The sequence below is a fragment of the Flavobacterium salilacus subsp. salilacus genome (assembly GCF_004634195.1).
GTDB lineage: Bacteria > Bacteroidota > Bacteroidia > Flavobacteriales > Flavobacteriaceae > Flavobacterium > Flavobacterium salilacus.
In genome coordinates this window covers 591,479-613,663 of sequence record NZ_SKBP01000001.1, presented here as the reverse complement: position 1 = coordinate 613,663, position 22,185 = coordinate 591,479, and the positions used below count along the sequence as shown (strand labels likewise).

At 38.7% G+C, this 22,185-nt stretch carries 16 protein-coding genes and 1 tRNA gene; 12 read left to right on the top strand and 5 right to left on the bottom strand.

The annotated features are described in order from the left end of the window. The first annotated feature begins 8 nt into the window (after nt 1–8). The 6 genes from E0W68_RS02950 (at nt 9) to E0W68_RS02925 (ending at nt 5,974) form a co-directional block, all read left to right on the top strand. Nucleotides 9–224 carry a carboxypeptidase-like regulatory domain-containing protein gene (locus E0W68_RS02950; protein ID WP_135217905.1) on the top strand — a complete coding sequence of 72 codons (216 nt, stop codon included), beginning with the start codon at nt 9–11 and terminating at the stop codon, nt 222–224. A gap of 250 nt (nt 225–474) precedes the next feature. Continuing rightward, entirely contained in the window at nt 475–783 is a 309-nt protein-coding gene (locus E0W68_RS02945; RefSeq protein WP_135217904.1) for a hypothetical protein, read from the top strand. A gap of 27 nt (nt 784–810) precedes the next feature. Beyond that, nucleotides 811–1,587, top strand: coding sequence for a GLPGLI family protein (locus E0W68_RS02940; RefSeq protein WP_135217903.1), 777 nt, complete (start codon nt 811–813; stop codon nt 1,585–1,587). Nucleotides 1,588–1,678: 91 nt separating this feature from the next. Beyond that, entirely contained in the window at nt 1,679–2,464 is a 786-nt protein-coding gene (locus tag E0W68_RS02935) for a GLPGLI family protein (protein ID WP_135217902.1), read from the top strand. 91 nt (nt 2,465–2,555) lie between these two features. Then, nucleotides 2,556–3,332: a GLPGLI family protein gene (locus E0W68_RS02930; protein WP_135217901.1), complete on the top strand. Its 777-nt coding sequence runs from the start codon at nt 2,556–2,558 to the stop codon at nt 3,330–3,332. Between the two features lie 8 nt (nt 3,333–3,340). Continuing rightward, nucleotides 3,341–5,974, top strand: a complete 2,634-nt coding sequence (locus E0W68_RS02925) for a TonB-dependent receptor (RefSeq protein ID WP_135217900.1) — start codon at nt 3,341–3,343, stop codon at nt 5,972–5,974. 61 nt (nt 5,975–6,035) lie between these two features. On the opposite strand, the gene E0W68_RS02920 is transcribed toward E0W68_RS02925, so the two are convergent. Both E0W68_RS02920 and E0W68_RS02915 read right to left on the bottom strand, forming a co-directional pair. Next, nucleotides 6,036–6,638, bottom strand: a complete 603-nt coding sequence (locus E0W68_RS02920; RefSeq protein WP_135217899.1) for a 50S ribosomal protein L25/general stress protein Ctc — start codon at nt 6,636–6,638, stop codon at nt 6,036–6,038. A gap of 30 nt (nt 6,639–6,668) precedes the next feature. Then, nucleotides 6,669–7,610 carry a ribose-phosphate pyrophosphokinase gene (locus E0W68_RS02915; protein ID WP_135217898.1) on the bottom strand — a complete coding sequence of 314 codons (942 nt, stop codon included), beginning with the start codon at nt 7,608–7,610 and terminating at the stop codon, nt 6,669–6,671. 152 nt (nt 7,611–7,762) lie between these two features. On the opposite strand from E0W68_RS02915, the gene E0W68_RS02910 reads away from it, so the two are divergent. From E0W68_RS02910 to E0W68_RS02890, 5 genes are all read left to right on the top strand, one after another. Continuing rightward, nucleotides 7,763–7,842, top strand: a tRNA-Leu gene (locus tag E0W68_RS02910). A 342-nt stretch (nt 7,843–8,184) separates the two neighbouring features. Next, nucleotides 8,185–8,607, top strand: a complete 423-nt coding sequence (locus E0W68_RS02905) for a hypothetical protein (protein ID WP_135217897.1) — start codon at nt 8,185–8,187, stop codon at nt 8,605–8,607. A 160-nt stretch (nt 8,608–8,767) separates the two neighbouring features. After that, a complete protein-coding gene (locus E0W68_RS02900; protein ID WP_135217896.1) occupies nt 8,768–9,850 on the top strand; it encodes an efflux RND transporter periplasmic adaptor subunit in 1,083 nt (360 codons plus the stop codon). Between the two features lie 24 nt (nt 9,851–9,874). Then, nucleotides 9,875–13,081 (top strand): efflux RND transporter permease subunit, encoded by a 3,207-nt coding sequence (locus E0W68_RS02895; protein ID WP_135217895.1) that lies wholly within the window; start codon nt 9,875–9,877, stop codon nt 13,079–13,081. Further along, complete coding sequence (locus E0W68_RS02890; protein ID WP_192824542.1) at nt 13,065–14,501, top strand: TolC family protein; 1,437 nt, start codon at nt 13,065–13,067, stop codon at nt 14,499–14,501. Before E0W68_RS02895 ends, E0W68_RS02890 begins: the two co-directional genes overlap by 17 nt. Nucleotides 14,502–14,590: 89 nt before the next feature. On the opposite strand, the gene E0W68_RS02885 is transcribed toward E0W68_RS02890, so the two are convergent. From E0W68_RS02885 to E0W68_RS02875, 3 genes are read right to left on the bottom strand one after another with little or no spacing between them, the layout of a single operon-like run. Beyond that, complete coding sequence (locus tag E0W68_RS02885; RefSeq protein ID WP_135217894.1) at nt 14,591–16,132, bottom strand: acyl-CoA carboxylase subunit beta; 1,542 nt, start codon at nt 16,130–16,132, stop codon at nt 14,591–14,593. A gap of 4 nt (nt 16,133–16,136) precedes the next feature. Then, on the bottom strand, nt 16,137–17,579 hold the full coding sequence (accC, locus tag E0W68_RS02880; RefSeq protein ID WP_135217893.1) for an acetyl-CoA carboxylase biotin carboxylase subunit: 1,443 nt from the start codon (nt 17,577–17,579) through the stop codon (nt 16,137–16,139). Nucleotide 17,580: 1 nt separating this feature from the next. Continuing rightward, the gene (locus E0W68_RS02875) at nt 17,581–18,066 is read right to left on the bottom strand and encodes an acetyl-CoA carboxylase biotin carboxyl carrier protein subunit (protein ID WP_135217892.1); all 486 of its coding nucleotides are present in this window, start codon (nt 18,064–18,066) and stop codon (nt 17,581–17,583) included. 225 nt (nt 18,067–18,291) lie between these two features. Between E0W68_RS02875 and E0W68_RS02870 the strand changes: the two genes are divergently transcribed. Further along, on the top strand, nt 18,292–22,017 hold the full coding sequence (locus E0W68_RS02870; protein WP_135217891.1) for a restriction endonuclease subunit S: 3,726 nt from the start codon (nt 18,292–18,294) through the stop codon (nt 22,015–22,017). Nucleotides 22,018–22,185 lie beyond the last annotated feature (168 nt).

Below are 22,185 nucleotides of genomic sequence, written 5' to 3'. Positions count from 1 at the left end.
CTATATAAATGAAATACATTTTATTATTATTTTTTGTTACAATCGCAGCATCTGCACAATCTACAATTAACGGTAAAATAACCAATATATCTAAAGAAGTACTTGCAGGCGCATCGGTTATTATAAAAAATGCCGATGATAAAATTGTAAGCCATACTATTACAGGTAATGATGGTAATTATGCTATAGAAGCAAAATTAAAATATTTAATAAAGCATAGTTGATTTTTTAAATACCACAATACTAAATATTTAACATTTTTATTGTCGCGTGTTTAAATTTTAATCACTAATATTGGTTATCCAACTAAACCGAAAATTATGAAAATTACGTTATTCATACCCCAAGAAGCATTTTTTCATATTAAAAATAGTCGCTTGGTTTCTTAAAGGAGTTAAGTGAACTTGGTTTAGCATTAATACTGAACAAGCTTGTTGTTTTAAATATTTATTAACCATTTAATTTTAATTTTTTATGAAAAAAGTAATTTTTAGTGTAGCTGCCTGTTTGGCATTTGCTGGTTCAACTTTTGCAGAGAACGGTAAAGTTATAAACCAAAAAAGTATTGAAGAAATTTTAAAGCAAGAAGCTGTAGCTGCCCCTTGCGGATTTAGATTTATTATTACAGATCGTCAAGGAAATATTCTTGAGACAGTTTATGGGATGTCCAATGCCACTACTGAAAACGATTGTGCTCTAGCATTGAGAGCTACAGCGCTGGCGGCGGTAGCAGCCTACCAATCTGGTACTGTTTTATGGGCTGGAACATCTTGGCTTTATTAGTATTAATAATTATTTATAATTAAAAGAATGAAATTAGCTATAGTTTTTTTATTTGCTCTTTATACAACATTCAATTTCTCTCAAGATATAAATTCTACCATACAAGTAGAGTATGAACTATTTAACAATACAGATGTTCCTACAAAATTGTATGCAACTTTATACGCTACTAATGATATTTCAATATATGTTGAGAAATATAGTACTATTCAAAAATGGGAAGAACGAGAGAATTCTCCAAAAGTAGCAGGTCTTGATTTTAATATTTCTCAGAGTTATTTTGACCCGATATTAAAAATAGATAGGACTAAAAAAGAAATCCTTTTTTTTGATGAACTAAATAATAATAATTTTTATCTTATCGAGGATAACTACCACAAGTTTGACTGGATTGTTAGTGCAGAAAGAAAGACTATTGCTAATTTTATTTGTACGAAAGCTAGTACTATTTACAGGGGAAGAAAATGGATAGCTTGGTTTTCTTCGGATATCTCTATTCCCGTTGGCCCATGGAAATTACATGGGTTACCAGGGTTAATATTAGAGGCATATGATACCACAGAAAGATACACTATGCGTGCAGTTAAAGTAGAGTACACTAAAAATGAGATACTAAATAAAGAATTTACTTCTTTAATGGTAACAAAAAACTCTAAGCCAATATCATATCAGCAGTACTTAGCTGATAGAGAAGAAAGTATAGAGAATATGTATAAAAAACTAAGCCAAGAAAGAAATCTTTCAATAACTAGAGAAAAAGCACCTCGTAATGGTATGGAGCTAAAATATGAATGGGAAGAATAGCGGAACAACACCTACTTTTAACTATTATTTCCTATCATTGGATTTAATTGATTAGGAGGTTTATTCCTTCGCGTTATAATCAATATTGCCTATGAGATTATTTTTATATTTTTTTGCTTTATTATCTTATCCTCTATTTAGTCAGAATATACTCAATGCAGTAATAGAATACAAAAAGTATAACAATGGCTTTTTTCCAAATACGCTGGACGCAACAGTTTTTGTAAATAATACAATTACTATATATAATCCTAAAACGAATACAAAAGTTTATAAAAGCGAAGAAGATCAAAGAGTTATGACTAAGGATGTAGATAATATGTATTTCATGAGAATTGACCATTCAAAGCAAGAAATACTTTTTTTTGACAGGGCTGGAGGGCATAAATTCTTGGTAGAAGATACTTATTATAAACATAATTGGAATATCAGCAACGAAACCCAAAACATAGGGGGATATGAATGTACCAAAGCTACCATGACTTTTCGTGATACAAACTGGATAGTATGGTTTACTCCGGAAATACCATTACCTTACGGCCCGTGGAAACTATATGGATTACCTGGTTTGATTATAGAAGCTTACGATGATGAAAAAGAAAATGTATTCCGTATGGAGAAAATAAAATATGAAAAAGATTCAATTTTTAATCAAGAGTTTAAAACATTAGTAAAAACAAAAAATAAAGAGCCTATTTTTATTAGAAAACTTTTGGAGATGGAAGAAGAATTCATTGAAAATGCTAATGCTCAGTTACGTAGTAAAGGTATTAACATGAGTTCAAATCAAGACATTACACTTCCTAACGGAAAGATTGTTAAATCCCGTGTAAGGTATAGACTTCCTCATGAAAAGAAATATGAATGGGAAGAATAGCGGAACAACACCTACTTTTAACTATTATTTCCTATCATTGGATTTAATTGATTAGGAGGTTTATTCCTTCGCGTTTTAATCAATATTGCCTATGAGACTATTTTTATATTTTTTTGCTTTATTATGCTATCCTGTTTTTGGTCAAAGTCAAAAAGTTGCCAGCGCACAGGTAGAATATCGTTTTTTTAGCAATTCAGATTTTCCTACGTCATATTATACTACGTTATATATTGATAAAGATATTTCTTTATTTCATGAAAAACCAAACGAAAATGCTACAAGAAGTGATGTCAATACTAACGATGGTCTTGTGTATGAGTCACTCAGTACTTCAACCAAAACGCATTTTCTTGAGCCTTACTTAAAGGTTAATCGCAATAAACAGGAAATATTATTTTTTGAATCAATCGGAGCTAATAGGTTTTTAATACAGGATGATTATCAAAATCTAGACTGGACTATAACCAACGAGAGTAAAACAATAGAAGGCTTTTCTTGTACTAAAGCTACGGTTTCTTTTCGTGGCAGAGAATGGACTGCTTGGTTTACTACAGAAGTGCCATTGCCTTTTGGTCCTTGGAAATTGTATGGGCTGCCGGGATTAATTCTTGAGGCTTATGATGCAACAAATAGATATACATACAGAGCAGTTAAAATAGAATTTAAAAAAAATGCTATTTTTGAGGAAGACTTTAATACTTTAATAAAAACAAAAAACAAAAACCCCATATCCTACAGGCAATTTTTAATAGATACACAAGAATATCGTGATAATATTCATGCAGAAGCTGTTAAAAACAACCCTGACCTTCAAGATGTTCCTGTGCCGAATAATGGTATGGAAACGAAATACGAATGGGAAGAATAGCTATATGAATGAAATACATTTTTATTTTATTTCTCTGTGCAATCTCAGCATTTTCACAATCTACAATTAACGGTAAGGTTAGTGATGAATCTACCGAAACCCTGTCAGGCGCATCTATACTTTTAAAAAGTACGACTGGTCAAATCATTACCTATACCATTACCGATAAGGATGGAGGCTATACTCTTGAAGTTGAATCAGGAAGTTATACCCTGGAAGCAAACTACTTAGGGTATCAAAAACAAAGTCTTACCATACTACTAAAAGACAAGGAAAAACGGGTTCAAAATTTTACGCTCAAACTTCGCAGCGAAGAACTTAAAGAAGTTGTTATTAAATATGAACAGCCTGTAGTATTGCGCGGCGATACGTTGGTTTTTGACGCTAAAGCACTAAGTACTGGCTCAGAAGTAGTGGTCGAAGACCTGCTTAAAAACATACCGGGTATCGTTATAGAAAAAGATGGCACGATAAAATATAACGATAGACCTATCGAAAAAGTAATGGTTGACGGAGATGACCTTTTTAATAAAGGCTACTCACTCCTTACCAGAAACATGCCCAACAAACCACTGGATAAAGTGGAGGTGTTACAAAACTATTCCAACAATAAATTACTCAAAGGGATTGAGGATAGTAACGCGGTAGCACTTAACCTGACCATAGATGAAGCGTATAAAAATTTATGGTTTGGCAATATTGAAATAGGATATGGCGAGCGCAACCGTTACCTGGCGACAGGTAATCTGATGCATTTTGCCGAAAAATATAAAACCTTTTTGACCACATCCTTCAACAATGCCGGGTATGATAAAACGGGTAATGTCGATGCAATGGTTTCTAACTCGGTAGATTTAGAATCTATCGGTCATGGGTATCGTGCCTCAAAGATAATGGGCATGGGTATCGGCTCATCACGACTGGGCGAAGATCGTACCCGCTTTAACAATGCCGAAGTGGCGACATTGAGTACTATTTTTCCGCTGAGTGATAACGCCAAACTGAAACTCATTGGCTTTTTAGGTTTTGATGAGCAGGATGCTTTTCACAACTCGTATAGTGTAACCGATTTTCAAGGAACGTTTTTTGAAAATAGTGAGATCAATAACTCTCGTGATAAATTGAGCCGGAGTTATGTAAACGCTTTATTTAATTACGATGTTTCGGCAACTCAAATGGTACAATCATCCACTACTTTTAATGCCGGAAAATCAGACTATAAAAACGATTATACCTTCAACGGGACAAGTACCCGCGAAACATTAGAGACTAAGAATACGTATTTTGACCAAAAGGCAACTTATACTCATAAATGGAACGACCGGAATATCGTATTACTAAAAACTCGCTTTTTTACGGACAAGCTACCGCAAAATTATGGCATCAATGATTATTTATTAGGGGATTTGTTTGCTTCTGATACTGTTGATGCGGTAGGCAACGATGTTAAAAGTAACAAAGAATATGCAGGCTTACAGGCAGATTTTCGGCTTAAACAAAAAAATGATGATCTTATAAGTTTTGCAGTAGGCTACGACTATAATAACGATGATCTTACTACCCGCTTTAGCCTCTTTGCAGGTAATAACACCACAAATCCAGCCGATTTCCAATCAGACATTTCATACAGTGTGGGCGACCTCTATGCCAGAAGTGGCTATACATTTAAATTTAAGCAGTTCTCTTTAGGAGGCACTGTAAACATACACCAGCTTTTTAATCGTTTTCAAAACAGTGAAGGCGATACCAAAACTCAAAATCCTTTTATTGTAAACCCGACACTCAATGCTTCGTGGCGGTTAAATCCTGATAACATATTCAGTGCTATGTACAGCTATAATGTTACTAATAGTGATTTGTTACAGGTAAACGATAGCTATTTGTTAACCTCTTCACGTAGTTTTAGTAGAGGGTTGGGTTATTTTAATCAGTGGGAAAGTTCAAATGCGAGTTTAGATTTTACCACAAAACACTACTTAAATCGCTATCAGTTCTCAGCAGGGTTAAGTTACTCCAGGCAAAACGATGTTGTAACATACCGCAGCCAACTGGATCAAAATACATCTCTCTCTGATGCTTTTATAATAAGGGGAGGCGACAGAATTGGGGTTAGGTTTAGTTCACATTACGTAATAAGAAAGTTAAAAGGAACGGTAAAACTGGAAGGTGATGCAGGTCGCGCGATTTATTATAATCAGTACAACAATTCAGGACTAAGAAAGAATACATCCTATCATCAGTCTTTTACTCTTGGTTGGGGAAGTAATTTTAAATCTGCCTTTAATTTTAATATCGCTACAGAGTGGGACTTCTCTCAGGTAAAATCAGACAATACTTTCCGAAACACATCCAAATTCAGTTACCTGGATTTAAAATACGTTATCAGCGAGAATTTCAACGTTCAGTTAAAAACAGAACATTATAATTTTGGCGGTGTCGATAGCTATAACAACTACTTTTTTGCTGATTTAGAAGCCTTGTATTCTTTTGAAAAACAAAAGTACTCAATAGGTCTTGATGGGCGCAATTTATTTGATACTAATGTTTTTACTACCTATAGTGTAAGTGATATTGGTTATTCGACAAACTCTTACAGGCTATTACCCCGCTATGTTTTAATGACCTTTAAGTATAGATTTTAGAAATTGATTTATAAAAAAAGCGCACCATTCGGTGCGCTTTTGTATCTTGAAAAAGGAGGAATTATTTTTTCTTTCCTGCTGTTTTTTCCGCTTTTGCAGCTTCTTGTGCAGCCTTCATAGCAGCACGTGAAATTCTTACTTGTGCAACCACGGTGTTATCCGGGTGAAGTAATTTGAAATTGTCAGTTTCAATTTTAGTAACATAAAGTTTGTTACCCATTTCAAGTCCCGAAATGTCAGCTTCAACATAATCAGGAAGGTTAGCAGGTAATGCTCTCACCTTAAGTTTACGCTGGTTAAGGCGAAGTACACCACCACCAAGTACACCCGGAGATGTTCCTTTGATTTTAACAGGAACTTCCATAGTGATTTCTTTATCTTCATGTAATTGATAGAAATCCATATGAAGGATTTTATCTGATACAGGATGAAACTGTATGTCTTGTAAGATAGCGTTATACGTTTTTCCTGCAAGGTCAATTACTACAGTGTGCACGTTTGGAGTGTAAACAAGGTTTTTAAAAGCCTTTTCTTCTGCAGTAAAATGTACTGGTTGTTCTCCTCCGTATAACACGCAAGGAACCATTCCAGCATTACGTGCCGTACGCGTTGCCGCTTTACCCACGCTTTCTCTTTCAGATCCGTTGATCGTAATTGATTTCATTGAAATAAAATATAGTTAATAAATAATAAATTACATTAAAAATTTCCCGCTTATCGAGTTGTTCAGGTGTACTTTGTGCATTACATCTGCAAACAAGTCGGCACAGGTTATTACTTTTATTTTGCTGCTTTGTTTTTGCAGCGGTATGCTGTCGGTCACAATAAGTTCTGACAGTTTGGAATTTTCTATTTTTTCGTAAGCATCGCCTGATAGTATAGCGTGTGTACATATTGCTCTCACACTCAATGCTCCTTTATCTATCATCAGGTCGGCAGCTTTTGCCAGCGTTCCGCCTGTGTCTATCATATCATCTACCAGTATCACATTACGTCCTTTCACTTCCCCTATAAGTTCCATAGCTTCTACCACATTGGCAGCTTTGCGGTGTTTGTAGCATATTACTACATCGCTTTGCAGGAATTTAGAGTAAGCATAGGCTCTTTTAGAGCCACCCATATCAGGAGAAGCAATTGTCAGATTTTCCAGATTCAAACCCTTAACATGCGGTAAGAATATGGTTGATGCAAATAAGTGATCTACCGGTTTTTCAAAAAAGCCCTGTATCTGGTCAGCATGCAAATCCATCGTCATAATTCTTGTTGCACCTGCTGCTTCAAGCAATTTAGCTACCAGTTTTGCCCCTATCGGCACTCTCGGCTTATCTTTCCGGTCTTGTCTTGCCCAGCCAAAGTAGGGAATAACAGCGGTTATATGTCTTGCCGAAGCCCTTTTGGCAGCATCTATCATCAGTAAAAGCTCCATTAGGTTATCCGAATTCGGGAATGTGGAACATACAAGAAATACCCTTAACCCTCTGATAGATTCTTCAAATGAAGGCTGAAATTCGCCGTCGCTATATTTAGAGAACGTAATTTTGCCCAGCGGTACTCCATAGCTTTCGGCTATTTTTTCGGCTAAGTACACACTTTTAGAGCATGCAAATATTTTCGCTTCGGGCTCGTGGTATGACATTTTTTAAACAGTTGTTTCGTAGTTAGTTAGAGTTGCTTTTTATAATGAGGTGCAAATTTAGGAATTTAATTTAAGTACGGAAGTAATTTATCATGTATTTTTCCTTGAATTAAATAAAAATTTTTACATTTGCACCCACAAATAAACTAAATGCCTGGATGGCGGAATTGGTAGACGCGCACGACTCAAACTCGTGTACTTAGGTGTGTGGGTTCGATTCCCACTCCAGGTACTGAAAAAAACTTCAATGTGAACTGCCCCCAAAAAGTTAAATACTATTTGGGGGTATTTTTATGGAAAGAAACGGGATATTACACATTACATATGTTTAAGAAGTAGCTGTTTAAATATAGGTGCAAAAGCGAAATGGAGAATAGTGCCGAGTAAAAATTTACAGCCCTACTTTTTTATGCATAAAAGTTAGCTCAATACCCGTATTTATATTTATTCTGCAAACCCATTATCTGCTTGATATCAAGAAAATAACCACAAAAAATTACCTCCTGATATTATATTTTATTTAATAGCACATTCTTTGGCGGTATAAGCAACTTTAACTAATTTTGCCATCGATATGAAAAAACTGTTGGTTAGATTTTTCCTGTTACTTACAATCTTCCTTTTAGGAGGAAAGAGTGCATTATATGCAAATGTGTACACGGGTTATAGTAATGACCATTCAGTAAAAAAAATTGAAAGTTCCGAAACTGTTAATCCGGATTATGAAGGTCAGGATTTCATTATCAAGTACGTACTCTCTGATATAGAGCAGGAAGACTTTGAATGGCTGGCAATAGACGACAGCGAGACCGAAGAGGAAAAATTGACTTCTTTCAGGAAGTGTTTAGCAATCAATAACTACTTTACTTCCTCTTTTTGCACCCAGGCTTCACAATATTTTTCTTACCACATAAAAAAACGCTTATCCCTGCATAAGCAATTCTTCTATTTTATATCCTCAAGCAGATATATTACATTTCGGGTAATCAGGCTATGATTTAAAAACCCGGTAGGGCAATTATATTGCCCCCCATCTCTCTGTCATTTTAACTGTTCAGTATTCTCCGTAGCATATAGCCTACAGGGTGCTGAAAGCGTGTGTTAGTTACACACAAATCTCAAAAAAATCATACTGTTTTTAAAAAAGTAAAATTATTATGAAGCGAATTTTCATGATCATGGGTTTGTGCGCTTTGTTGTGCATTACAAGCTGCAAAACTGAAAAAGAAGGTAAAGAAGAAAAAACGGAATTTCTGGTTACCAATCCGGTAAAGATGGATACCACAATGACACAAGATTATGTTTGTCAGGTTCGATCGATACAACACATCGAACTAAGGGCACAGGAAAGAGGCTACTTAGAAAAAATTTATGTGGATGAAGGCGACTTTGTAAAAAAAGGACAACTACTGTTTAAAATTATGCCCAGGCTATACGAAGCAGAAATGCAAAGAGCCAAGGCAGAAGCCAACTTTGCCGAAATTGAATACCAGAATACAAAAAGGCTTGCCGACAGTAATGTAGTAGCTCCAAACGAGCTGGCTATGGCAAAAGCCAAATTTGATAAAGCCAAAGCAGAACTCTCGCTAACTCAGGTTCATTTGGATTTTACGGAGATACGAGCGCCTTTTGACGGCATTATCGACCGTTTCCACGTACGGTTAGGCAGCCTTATAGAAGAAGGCGAATTGCTTACCAACTTTTCAGACAACAGCAAAATGTGGGTTTACTTTAACGTACCCGAAGCGGAATATCTGGATTATAAAACCAAAGCGGAAAATCATGACAAGCAAAAAGTAAACCTGCTGATGGCTAATAATAAAATGTTTAAATATCCCGGAGTGATAGAAACAATTGAAGCCGACTTTAATAACGAAACGGGAAACATACCTTTCAGGGCAACATTTCCTAATCCGGATGGGTTGTTGAGGCATGGCGAAACAGGTAATATACACCTGACAACACCTTTGAAAAATGCCCTCATCATTCCTCAAAAAGCCACGTTTGAAGTGCTTGACAAAAAATATGTTTATGTAATAACAAAAGATAATAAAATACAATCCAGAGAGATTAAAATTGCGGCAGAACTGCCTCATATCTTCATTATTAGTGAAGGGCTATCTTTAAATGATAAGATTCTTCTGGAAGGCTTACGCTTAGTAAAAGAAAATGAGAAAATAGAATATAAGCTGGAGAAGCCGGAATATGTTATATCGCATTTGGAGCTATATGCAGAATAATCGAATAACTTAAAAAGACAACAAATGTTTAGTAAATTCATACACCGACCTGTATTTGCGATAGTAATTTCGATTATGATTGTTTTTATGGGTACGCTGGCAATCAAGCAATTGCCAACCTCGCAGTTTCCCGAAATTGCGCCAACAACAGTAAATATTTTTATTGCTTATCCCGGTTCCAGTGCCGATGTATTAGTAAAATCGACACTGATTACATTAGAGAACTCAATAAACGGTGTTCAGGGTATGCGCTATATGGCAACAGATGCCACCAGTGCGGGAGAAGCCACATTAAGAATAATTTTCGAACCGGGTACCGACCCTAATCAAGCAGTTATAAGGGTCAAAACAAGGGTCGATCAGGTTATGCCCCTTTTACCCGAACTTGTACAGCGCGAAGGAGTCGTTATTACCCCCATCCAGCCCAGTATGTTGATGTATGTTAACCTGTATGCAACAGGCAAAAACATGGATGAAAAATTCCTGTACAACTATGCCAACGTAAAAATGATTCCCGAAATCAACAGGATAAAAGGGGTGGCAAGGTCGCAAATATTAGGCAGCCGAACCTATGCCATGCGTATTTGGCTGAACCCTGACCGAATGAGAGCCTACCAGGTTTCTGTAGATGAAGTTATGGAAGCCTTGGGCGAGCAAAGTATTGTGGGGCGTCCGGGGCGTATAGGGCAAAGCTCCGGTATTGATGCCCAATCCTTAGAATATGTGTTAACCTATAAAGGAAGGTTTAGTGAACCGGAAGAGTACGAAAACATCATCATTCGTGCGAATGCGGAAGGTGAGGCAATTCGCCTGAAAGATATCGGTCGTGCTGAACTGGGTAGCGAGTTTTTTGACATCTACTCTAATCTGGACGGGCACCCTTCGGCATCTATTGTATTAAAACAAAATTACGGCAGTAATGCCAGCGATGTAATTGAGGAGGTAAAAGCGAAGCTTGAGGAAATGAAAGAAACCTTTCCTCCCGGCATGGATTATAAAATCAGTTATGACGTTTCTAAGTTCTTGGATGCCTCTATAGATCAGGTTATCGATACTTTACGAGATGCCTTTATACTGGTAGCCTTAGTAGTATTTATATTTTTGGGCGACTGGCGTTCTACGCTGATTCCTATATTAGCCGTTCCGGTATCGTTGATAGGAGCCTTCTTTGTCATCCAGTTTTTCGGAATCTCCATCAACATGGTTACCATGTTTGCTTTGGTCTTGGCAATAGGTATTGTGGTAGATGACGCTATCGTCGTCGTTGAGGCGGTGCACGCCAAATTTGAAGAGTTTCCGCACATAACGCCATACATGGCTGTGAAAAAAGTATTGGGCGAAATCAGCGGGGCTATTATAGCCATTACAGCGGTTATGGTATCGGTATTTTTACCCATATCGTTTATGTCCGGTCCTGTAGGAACATTCTACCGCCAGTTCTCCATTACTATGGCAAGCGCCATTGTTATTTCGGCAATTATAGCGCTTACGCTCACACCGGTACTGTGTGCCATGCTGTTAAAAAACAATCACGGTAAAGAAAAGAAAAAGAACTTCCTGTCTAAAGGCCTGGACAAGTTTAACAGCAGCTTCGATAAACTTACAGGAAAGTATGAAAAACTGTTAAGGCGCATAGTGAACAGGAGGGTAGTTACATTTGCCATATTAATTGCATTTTGTGCAGGCACCTTCTTTGTAAATAAAATACTTCCCTCAGGATTTATACCAAGTGAAGACCAAGGTACAATTTACGCCATTATCCAAACGCCTCCCGGCTCTACACTGGAAACTACCAACCAGGTATCGCAAAGACTTCAAAAAATATGTGAAGAAATAGAAGGAGTAGAATCAGTATCATCGCTTGCCGGTTATGAGATTATGACCGAGGGCAGGGGGTCTAACGCGGGTACGTGTCTTATCAATCTTAAACCTTGGGATGAGAGAGAACACAAAGTAACCGAGATAATGGAAGAATTGGAAGAAAAATCTAAAGGACTTGGAGCAAAAATAGAATTTTTTGAACCGCCCGCCATCCCCGGATTCGGTTCGTCAGGAGGTTTCTCACTACGTCTGTTAGATAAAAATACGACTACCGATTATCAGGATTTTGATAAAATAAATAAAAAATTCATGGATGATTTAGGTAAGCGTAAAGAACTGTCAGGGCTGTTTACCTTCTTTGCAGCCAACTACCCGCAGTATGAACTGAAAATAGACAACGACCTTGCCATGCAAAAAGGAGTATCTATAGGTAAGGCAATGGAAAACCTTGATATTTTGATAGGCAGTACCTATGAGCAGGGCTTTATTAAGTTTGATCGTTTCTTTAAAGTATATGTACAGTCCGACCCCAAATTCAGAAGGCTTCCTTCGGATGTACTGAATCTTTTTGTGAAAAACGATCATGGTGAGATGGTTCCGTATTCGGCATTCATGAGGCTCGAAAAGCGACAGGGGCCAAACGAAATTACCCGTTACAATATGTACAACTCGGCAGCCATTCAGGGACTTCCTGCAAAAGGCTATACTACTGCCGATGCCATTGAGGCAGTTCGTGAAGTTGCGAAAGAAACCTTACCAAAAGGATATGACATTGCATGGGAAGGACTTTCTTATGATGAGGCAAACAGAGGTAACGAATCCATTTACATCTTTTTGATAGTATTGGTGTTCGTTTACTTTGTGTTAGCGGCACAGTATGAAAGTTTCATTATTCCGCTTGCAGTTGTGTTCTCGCTTCCTGTGGGAGTTTTCGGTTCGTTCCTGTTGCTTGAAGTAATGGGGCTTCAAAATGATATTTATGCCCAGATAGGGCTCATCATGCTCGTCGGGCTGCTCGGTAAGAATGCGGTACTGATAGTAGAGTTTGCCGTACAAAAACACCATGAAGGGGCTACCATATTTGAAGCAGCCATAGAAGGCGCTAAAGTACGTTTCCGACCTATTTTGATGACATCATTTGCCTTTATTGCCGGATTGATTCCGTTAATGCTTGCTACGGGTGCAGGGGCTATTGGTAACAAAACACTCGGCTCTGCTGCGCTTGGAGGGATGCTTTTCGGAACAATTTTCGGGGTAATTATCGTACCCGGACTGTACTTTATTTTTGGCTCACTCGCACACGGAAGGCAACTAATACAGTTTGAAGACGACGGTTCTTTATCAGAAGAATTTGTACACATGATTGATAATTTCCAAAATAAAGAAAAAAGCGATGAAGATATTGAATAAGAGAATAGGCATATATGCAGGCATAGCCTTCGTAATGTTAGCCTTTACAGGATGTAAACTTCCGGATGCAGCGCAAAGGGCAGCAAATACTAATGTTCCTGCGATGTATAACACTTCTCAGGATACCGTTAATACGGCTCAGGTAAAATGGAGGGATTATTTTACCGACCCGTATCTTGATACCCTTATTGAAACAGCACTGAGCAACAATCAGGAGTTGAACATTATGTTACAGGAAATTCAAATTTCTCAAAATGAGGTAAAAACCAAAAAAGGAGAATACTTACCCTTTGTAGGTTTAAACGGAGGTGCAGGAGTTGATAAAGTAGCACGTTTTACCAGTAGGGGAGCGAGCGAAGCCACTACCGAAATTAAACCCGGTAAAGAAATGCCCGAGCCGTTGCAGGATTATATGGTGGGAGCTTATGCCACTTGGGAAGTGGATGTGTGGGGCAAACTGCACAATGCCAAAAAAGCAGCAGTGAGCCGATACCTTTCTACTGTTGAGGGCAGGAACTTTATGGTGACCAATTTGGTTGCCGAAATTGCCAATACTTATTATGAATTGCTGGCGCTCGATAATCAGTTGGCTATCCTAAAGCAGAATATCGAGATACAAGGTAATGCGTTGGAAATAGTAAAGCTGCAAAAACAATCGGCAAGGGTTACAGAGCTTGCCGTACGCAGGTTTGAAGCGCAGGTGCTAAATACCCGAAGCCTTCAGTATGCTATTCAGCAGAAGATTACAGAAACCGAAAACAGGATTAACTTCCTGGTAGGACGATTTCCGCAGCCTGTAGCAAGAAGTTCTCAGAAGTTTAATGATATAGTACCCAATGTTATTCAGGCAGGTATTCCTTCACACCTATTGGAAAACCGACCAGATGTAAAGCAAGCCGAACTGGAACTGGCTGCTGCAAAACTGGATGTGAAATCAGCTAAAGCACGATTTTATCCGTCATTGGGTATCTCGGCAGGAATAGGTTACCGTGCTTTTGACCCAAGTTATTTGGTAAAACCGGAGTCGTTACTGTATTCTATAGCAGGCGATTTGGCAGCACCGTTGATAAACAGAAATGCTATAAAAGCAGCATACAGCAGCGCCAATGCCAAGCAGATACAGGCAATTTATAACTACGAGCGTACTATTTTGAATGCATATATAGAAGTTGCCAATCAGTTAGCTAAGATTGATAATATGGGGAAAGCCTATGATTTAAAATCGCAGGAAGTAAAAGCACTTACCGAATCGATTGCTATTTCGAATGATTTGTTCAGCTCGGCAAGAGCCGATTATATGGAAGTATTGCTTACGCAACGTGACGCGCTCGAATCGAGATTTGAATTGATAGAAACCAAAATGCAGCAAATGAGTGCAATGGTTACTATATACCGTGCCTTAGGAGGCGGATGGAATTAAATGTTTGATTGTTAAGTTTGGTTAATTTTGAGAAACCCTCCAAAGTCATTGATTTTGGAGGGTTTTGTATTTTATATTTATGTAAAAAATTACAATGGGATATTACCGTGTTTACGGTTAGGAGTTTCTACCTTTTTATTCTCCAGCATGCTAAATGCTTTTATCAGCTTTCTGCGGGTATCTTTCGGCAGGATAACCTCGTCTATAAAACCACGTTGTGCCGCCCTGTAGGGGTTGGCAAACTTCTCGGCATACTCAGCTTCTTTCTCCAATAGTTTTGCAGCAGGGTCTTCCGCTTCCGATATTTCGCGCTTAAAGATAATTTCACTCGCGCCCTTAGCCCCCATAACCGCAATTTCTGCCGTTGGCCATGCAAAGTTCATATCGGCACCAATGTGTTTCGAGTTCATTACGTCATACGCACCGCCATAAGCCTTACGGGTAATAACCGTTACTCTCGGCACGGTTGCCTCGCTAAGTGCATACAGCAGTTTTGCGCCGTGTACTATAATACCGTTCCACTCTTGGTTAGTACCCGGCAGGAAGCCCGGTACATCGACCAACACTAATAGCGGAATATTAAAGCAGTCGCAAAAACGGGTAAAACGTGCTGCTTTGGTAGAGCTGTTTACATCCAGTACACCTGCTAAATACATAGGCTGATTTGCCACAATACCAATGCTTCTGCCGCCAATGCGGGCAAAACCTACAAGAATGTTCTCGGCGTAGTTTTTATGTACTTCGTAGAATGAATCTTCGTCAATGATGCCTTTAATAACATTATGCATATCATAAGGCTTATTGGCACTATCGGGTATAATACCTGAAAGTACGTCACGTACTTCATCATTTAAATCAAAATCTATTTTAGGCGTAGTTTCTCTGTTATTTTGAGGTAAATAACTCAACAGTTTTTTGATGTCTTCCAAACATTCCACATCGTTAGATGATGTAATGTGCGCCACCCCCGATTTTGTACTGTGTGTGCTGGCACCGCCCAGTTCTTCGCTGGTTACATTTTCGTTAGTTACGGTTTTTACTACGTTAGGACCGGTAACAAACATATAACTGGTGTTCTCTACCATCATAGTAAAATCAGTCATGGCAGGGGAGTACACTGCGCCACCCGCACAAGGACCCATTATAGCTGATATTTGCGGAATTACCCCGCTGCTTTGCACATTGCGGTAAAAAATATCGGCATAACCGCCTAAGGAGCGTACACCTTCCTGAATACGCGCCCCACCGGAGTCGTTAAGCCCTATCATAGGCGCGCCGTTTTTTACAGCCATATCCATTACTTTGCATATTTTTTCGGCATGCGTTTCAGATAATGCACCGCCAAATACGGTAAAATCCTGCGCGAAAACATATACCAAACGTCCATTTATAGTACCATAACCTGTAATAACACCATCGCCATAGTACTGCTCTTTTTCCATGCCAAAATCGGTAGTACGGTGGGTAACCAGCATACCAATTTCTTCAAAAGAACCTTCGTCCATCAGGTATTCCACACGTTCACGGGCGGTAAGTTTTTTCTTTTCGTGCTGTTTTGCTATTCGTTTCTCGCCTCCGCCTAAATGTGCCTGAGCGATTTTATCGTTTAATACTTTTATTTTGTCTTCCATGAGTTTACTGTATTGGCAGTCGTAAAATTTTCTGGTCTTCCAAATATTGTTTCAGGGCAACATAGGCAGCAATTTCCGCCTCGTTATCCATCTGCGATTTTAGTTTTTCGGCATCGTAGTATTTCTTAACGAAATGTGTGTCGAAATCTCCTGAACGGAATGCTTCGTGTTCGCATACAAACGTACCGAAAGGTAGGGTAGTGCTAATGCCTTCTACTTTATAATCGGCAATAGCCTCTATCATTAATTCTATAGCTTCTTCACGCGTTTTGCCGTAAGTAATCAGTTTCGCAAGCATAGGGTCATAATAAATAGGCACATCCATACCTTGCTCAAAACCATTATCTACACGTATGCCTTTCCCTACAGGAATTTGATATACATCCAAATGTCCTACGCTTGGCGCAAAGTCATTTAAAGCGTCTTCGGCATATACACGAAGTTCCAATGCATGACCGTTTATCTGTAAATCTTCTTGTTTAATATCGAGTGCTTCGCCACGTGCTACTTTTATTTGTAGCTCTACAAGGTCAAGTCCTGTAATCATTTCGGTAACAGGGTGCTCTACTTGCAGGCGGGTATTCATTTCCAGGAAATAGAAATTTTTATTTTCGTCTAATAAAAATTCTACGGTACCCGCACCAAGGTAATCGCAGGCTTTAGCTACTTTAACGGCAGCTTCGCCCATTGCTTTTCTGATTTCTGGTGTAAGTACCGCACTTGGTGCTTCTTCCACCACTTTTTGGTGACGGCGTTGTACGCTGCATTCTCTTTCAAAAAGGTAGAGTATATTACCGTGGCTGTCTGCCATTACCTGTATTTCGATATGGCGTGGCGAGCCTACATATTTTTCGATAAAAACAGAGCCATCGCCAAAGGCTGAGGTTGCCTCACTGATAGCGCGTTCCATTTGCGGAACAAAATCGGCTTCTTTCTCCACAATACGCATACCCTTACCACCGCCTCCTGCCGAGGCTTTTATCAGGATAGGGAAACCAATGTTTACGGCTGCTTCCTGTGCTTTTGCTACATCGGTAATGGCTTCGTCTATACCGGGAACCATAGGGATGTCGTAGCCTTTTACGGCGTCTTTGGCTGCGAGCTTACTACCCATAATACGGATGGCTTTGCTGCGTGGCCCTATAAAGGTAATACCGCTGCTTTCTACCGCTTCGGCAAAGGTGGCGTTCTCGCTCAAAAATCCATATCCGGGATGTATGCCATCCACTCCCAACTCTTTGGCAACTGCTATAATTTTATCGCCCAAAAGGTACGATTGGCTGGATGGAGCTTCGCCTATGCAAACGGCTTCGTCGGCAAATTTTACATGCGGTGCATTTCTGTCGGCTGTCGAAAAAACGGCAACGGTTTTGATGCCCATTTTCTTGGCGGTTTCCATTACCCTTATGGCAATTTCGCCCCTGTTGGCTACAAGTATCTTTTTCATGCTATTCAAATTCGATTAGTAACTGACCTTTATCTACAGCGTCGCCTTTGCTCACGGCAATCGACTTTATAACGCCTGCTCTGGGTGAGTGGAAGGTGTTTTCCATTTTCATAGCCTCCAGTACCAGCAAGGTGTCGTTTTCCTGTACTTCCTGCCCTACGGTAACGTTTATTTCGAGTATAAGTCCTGGTATGGGTGCTTTTATCTCGTTTACCTGTTTTGCTGCACCTATCTCGAAGCCCATAGCTGTAATAAGCTGGTCGAGGGCATTGGCAATGTGTACGGTATAGGTATTGTTGTTTACGGTTACCGTATATTGTTTTGCGAGAAAGTTGGTTTGGGTAATAGCTGCCTTAAAGGGTTTGTTGTCTTTTAAAATATGGTAATTATCCGGTGCTGTACTGATGGCGTCGAGCTGTGAAAGCTCTTCGTGGGTAACATCAAAAGTAGTAGTGCCGTTTACCGTAAGTTTGTAAGCGTTACTCATGGGCTAAATGGTTTTTTTGGTGCTGTAAATATAAATAAAAGAAAACGTTTTCGGGGTGTGAGGAGAGGAGAATTGAGTAACCATTAATCAAGTAGATTGTAAGAAAATAATCTAAATTAAATAGTTGTATATCAGATGAGTGTTAAAAAGTATGATAAAAACTTTGTTGTGTAATTGAAAATAATTTCATATATACCTTATATTTGTTTACAATTAGAAAATAATATGCCTTTTAAAACGCTTTTATATAAACTCGGATTTTCTCCAAAAGACAATACTTCAGGAATATATCATAAAAAATATGCTTCCTGTGATGACTATTGTATTGAAATTGATTTTGAAAACGAAAGGTTTAATTATGGCGATTTAATTATTTCGGACAGTAAAACCACGCTGAATTTTTCGCAAAAAGAAAATTGGGTCGTGCTGGAATGTGTAAACCGACTTTTAGAGAAAGGGTATCAGCCTCAAAATATAGTACTTGAAAAAACATGGGCTACAGGTCATGGCACAAGCGGAAGGCTTGATATTCTTGTAACACGTACCGATGGCTCTGCCTATATGATGATTGAGTGCAAAACCTGGGGTGCCGAATTTGAAAAAGAACTAAAACGCATATATAAAGACGGAGGACAGCTTTTTACTTATTTTCAGCAGGACAGAAGTGCCGATGTGCTAATGCTGTATGCCTCTGAAACGGACACCAAAGGTGCCGTACATTATCGTAATGAAATAGTTAAGATAGAAGACGATTACAGGCAAACCACCAATGTTAAGGATTTTTATGACCGCTGGAGCAAAATTCCTAAGAATAACGGGGTGTTTGATAATTGGGTTTCGCCTTACGGGTTTCAGAGCAAGGCATTAACGCCAAAGGCATTAAAAGAAATAAAACAGGAAGACAGCAGTTTTATATTCAACCAGTTTTTAGAAATATTACGGCACAATGTAGTCTCGGATAAACCCAATGCGTTTAATAAAATATTCACGCTGTTTCTCTGTAAAATTTATGACGAAAAATCGACAAACCTCAATGAAGAGCTAAAATTTCAGTGGCTGGAAGGAAAGGATGATCATATTCCTTTCCAAAAAAGGCTTACCGATTTATACCGAAAGGGGATGCGCGAATTTTTGGAGAAAGAAGTAAGCGATATGTCCGATGAAGATTTTGAAGATAAATTTGGGTATCTTATTCATGACCAAGGCGCAAAGCAAAAAATATTAGACCAGCTTACCGAACTGCGCTTAAAGAAAAACAATGAGTTTGCCATAAAAGAGGTATTTGATGATGATTCTTTTCAGGATAATGCCATTGTAGTAAAAAAGATTGTAGAACTGTTGCAGGGCTACAAAATACGCTATACCAAAAGGCACCAGTACCTTTCCGATTTTTTTGAGATGCTGCTTACCACAGGGTTAAAGCAGGAGAGTGGACAGTTTTTTACACCTGTTCCCGTAGCGCAGTTTATTATAAAAAGCATACCGTTACAAAAACTGGTACACGAAAAACTGAAACGCGGCGATGCCAACGACCTGTTGCCAACCATAATGGATTATGCAGCGGGCAGCGGACATTTTTTAACCGAGAGTATGCACGAAATACAGGGCATTATTAACACAATTAGCCCCGATGATTATATTGATAAAACAGCACGCGAATTAAAAAAATGGCACTCGGCGCATTTTGATTGGGCTTTTCACTATGTATATGGTATAGAAAAAGACTACCGCCTGGTAAAAGTGGGCAAGGTGGGTTGCTACCTGCATGGCGACGGACTGGCGCAGGTAATACACGGCGACGGACTGGCACGCTTTACAGCCCCCGAATATAAAGGCAGGTTACAGCACCGCGATAAATTTTATCCGCAGGAAAACAAGCAGTTTGATGTTGTAATTTCTAACCCGCCCTATTCGGTATCGGCATTTAAAGGTACACTCAGGGAGGTAGAAAAAGATTTTGAGTTGTATGACCTGCTTACTGACCAAAGCAGCCAGATAGAATGCCTGTTTATAGAAAGAACCAAGCAACTCCTGAAAAATGACGGTATAGCCGGCATTATCCTGCCCAGCAGTATTTTGAGCAACACGGGTATTTATACTAAGGCAAGAGAAATAATTTTGAAATATTTTGATATTGTAGCCATTACCGAGTTGGGCTCCAATACCTTTATGGCAACAGGTACCAATACCGTAACGCTGTTCCTGAGAAGGCGCAGTAACGAACTTGCCGAACGCATACACGTGCTTACCGATACTACTTTTGCAGCGGGTAAAGATGTTACCATAAACGGTATAGAGCAACCCATGGCAAAATATGCTGCCTATGTGTGGGAGGGGCTAACCCTTGCCGATTACCAAACATTGGTAAACAAAACTCCTAACGAGGTGGTGCAGGCACACGAACTGTACACCGATTATAAAAAGAAAATAAAAGCCACCAACGACACCGCTTTTTGGGATGCCGTACTGGAAAAGGAGAAAGAAAAACTATTTTACTTTATACTTACCTACAACCAAAAAACAGTACTGATAAAAAGCGGCAGTAAAGATGCCGAAAAACGCTTTTTGGGCTACGAGTTTAGCAACCGAAGGGGCAGCGAGGGCATACACCCCATACAGCGCGGTAAGAGCATAGAAGAATGCACCCAAATGTTTGACCCCGATATTTTTGACAACCCCGAAAAAGCCAGTACCTATGTGCATAAAGCTTTTGAGGGCGATTTTAACTACCCCATACACGAAACACTGCAAAACAACATTACCCGCCACAGGCTGGTAGATATGCTGACTTTTGACCGTGTGGAGTTTGAAAAAAACATTTCACTTTCGGTTAAAAAAAAAGTGAGATATGATGAGATATGGGGAACAGATAAATTAATTGTTCTTTCCGATATTGCTGATATTAAGAAAGGAACTTCTATTACCAAAGAGAAAACCCAATCGGGGACTATTCCGGTAGTTGCAGGAGGACAAGAACCAGCCTACTTTCATAACGAAGCCAACAGAGAGGGCAATGTTATTACAGTGAGTGCATCAGGGGCTTATTCAGGATATGTTAATTATTTTGAAACGCCAATATTTGCGTCAGATTGTAATACTATTATTAGTAAAGATGAAACTAAAATAGAAACTAAGTTGATATATCTTTTTCTGAATGCTATTCAAAAAGAGTTATACGGTTTACAAAGAGGGCAGGCACAGCCACACGTATATGGAGATGATTTAGCAGGGGTTAAAATCCCCCTCCCACCCAAAGAAATACAGGAAAAAATTGTAGCCGAGATAGCGGTTGTAGAGAAGAGAGAGGAGGAGATAAAGGAACAGATAGATAAGTTAAATAATAGTAAGGATAAAGTTATTGATTTAACATCTGGATTAATTACAAGATTGAAAGAAGTAACTTTAAAAATAGGGAGTGGCTCAACCCCTCGCGGAGGGGAGTCTTCTTATATATCACAAGGGATAAGTTTGATTCGAAGCCAAAATGTTCATGATAATCAATTTGTCAAAAAAGGCTTAGTTTTTATAGACAATGAACAGGCAAAAAAATTAGATGGTGTTACTGTAAAAGAAAATGACATATTATTTAATATTACAGGAGCATCTGTCGCAAGATGTTGTATCGTTGATAAGTCTTATCTGCCTGCACGCGTTAATCAGCATGTAGCAATTATAAGGACAAATGAGAATGTACTCTCTAAATATGTTCAACAAATATTAGTAAGTTCTAAATATAAAAGTGAATTACTTGTTTTAGCAGATAATAGTTCAACAAGAGAAGCAATAACTAAAACGCAATTAGAAGACTTTAAAATTCCGTTACCACCTATTTCCGAACAACAAAAAATCGTTGCCGAGATAGAAGCAATAGAGCAGCAAATACAAATGCTAGAGCAAGAGCTTGCAACACTGCCACAACAAAAAGAAGCCGTACTTAAAAAGTATTTATAGTAAGTGTCCTAAAATAACAAAAGCCTCCCATCAGGAGGCTTTTGTCATTCTGACGAAGCATTTTTGTCATTCTGACGAAGGAAGAATCTATGACTTATCTAAATGATGAGATGCTTCACGCCATTACATTTCGTTCAGCATTACACTTTTGTAACAGTGCCTTTTCTG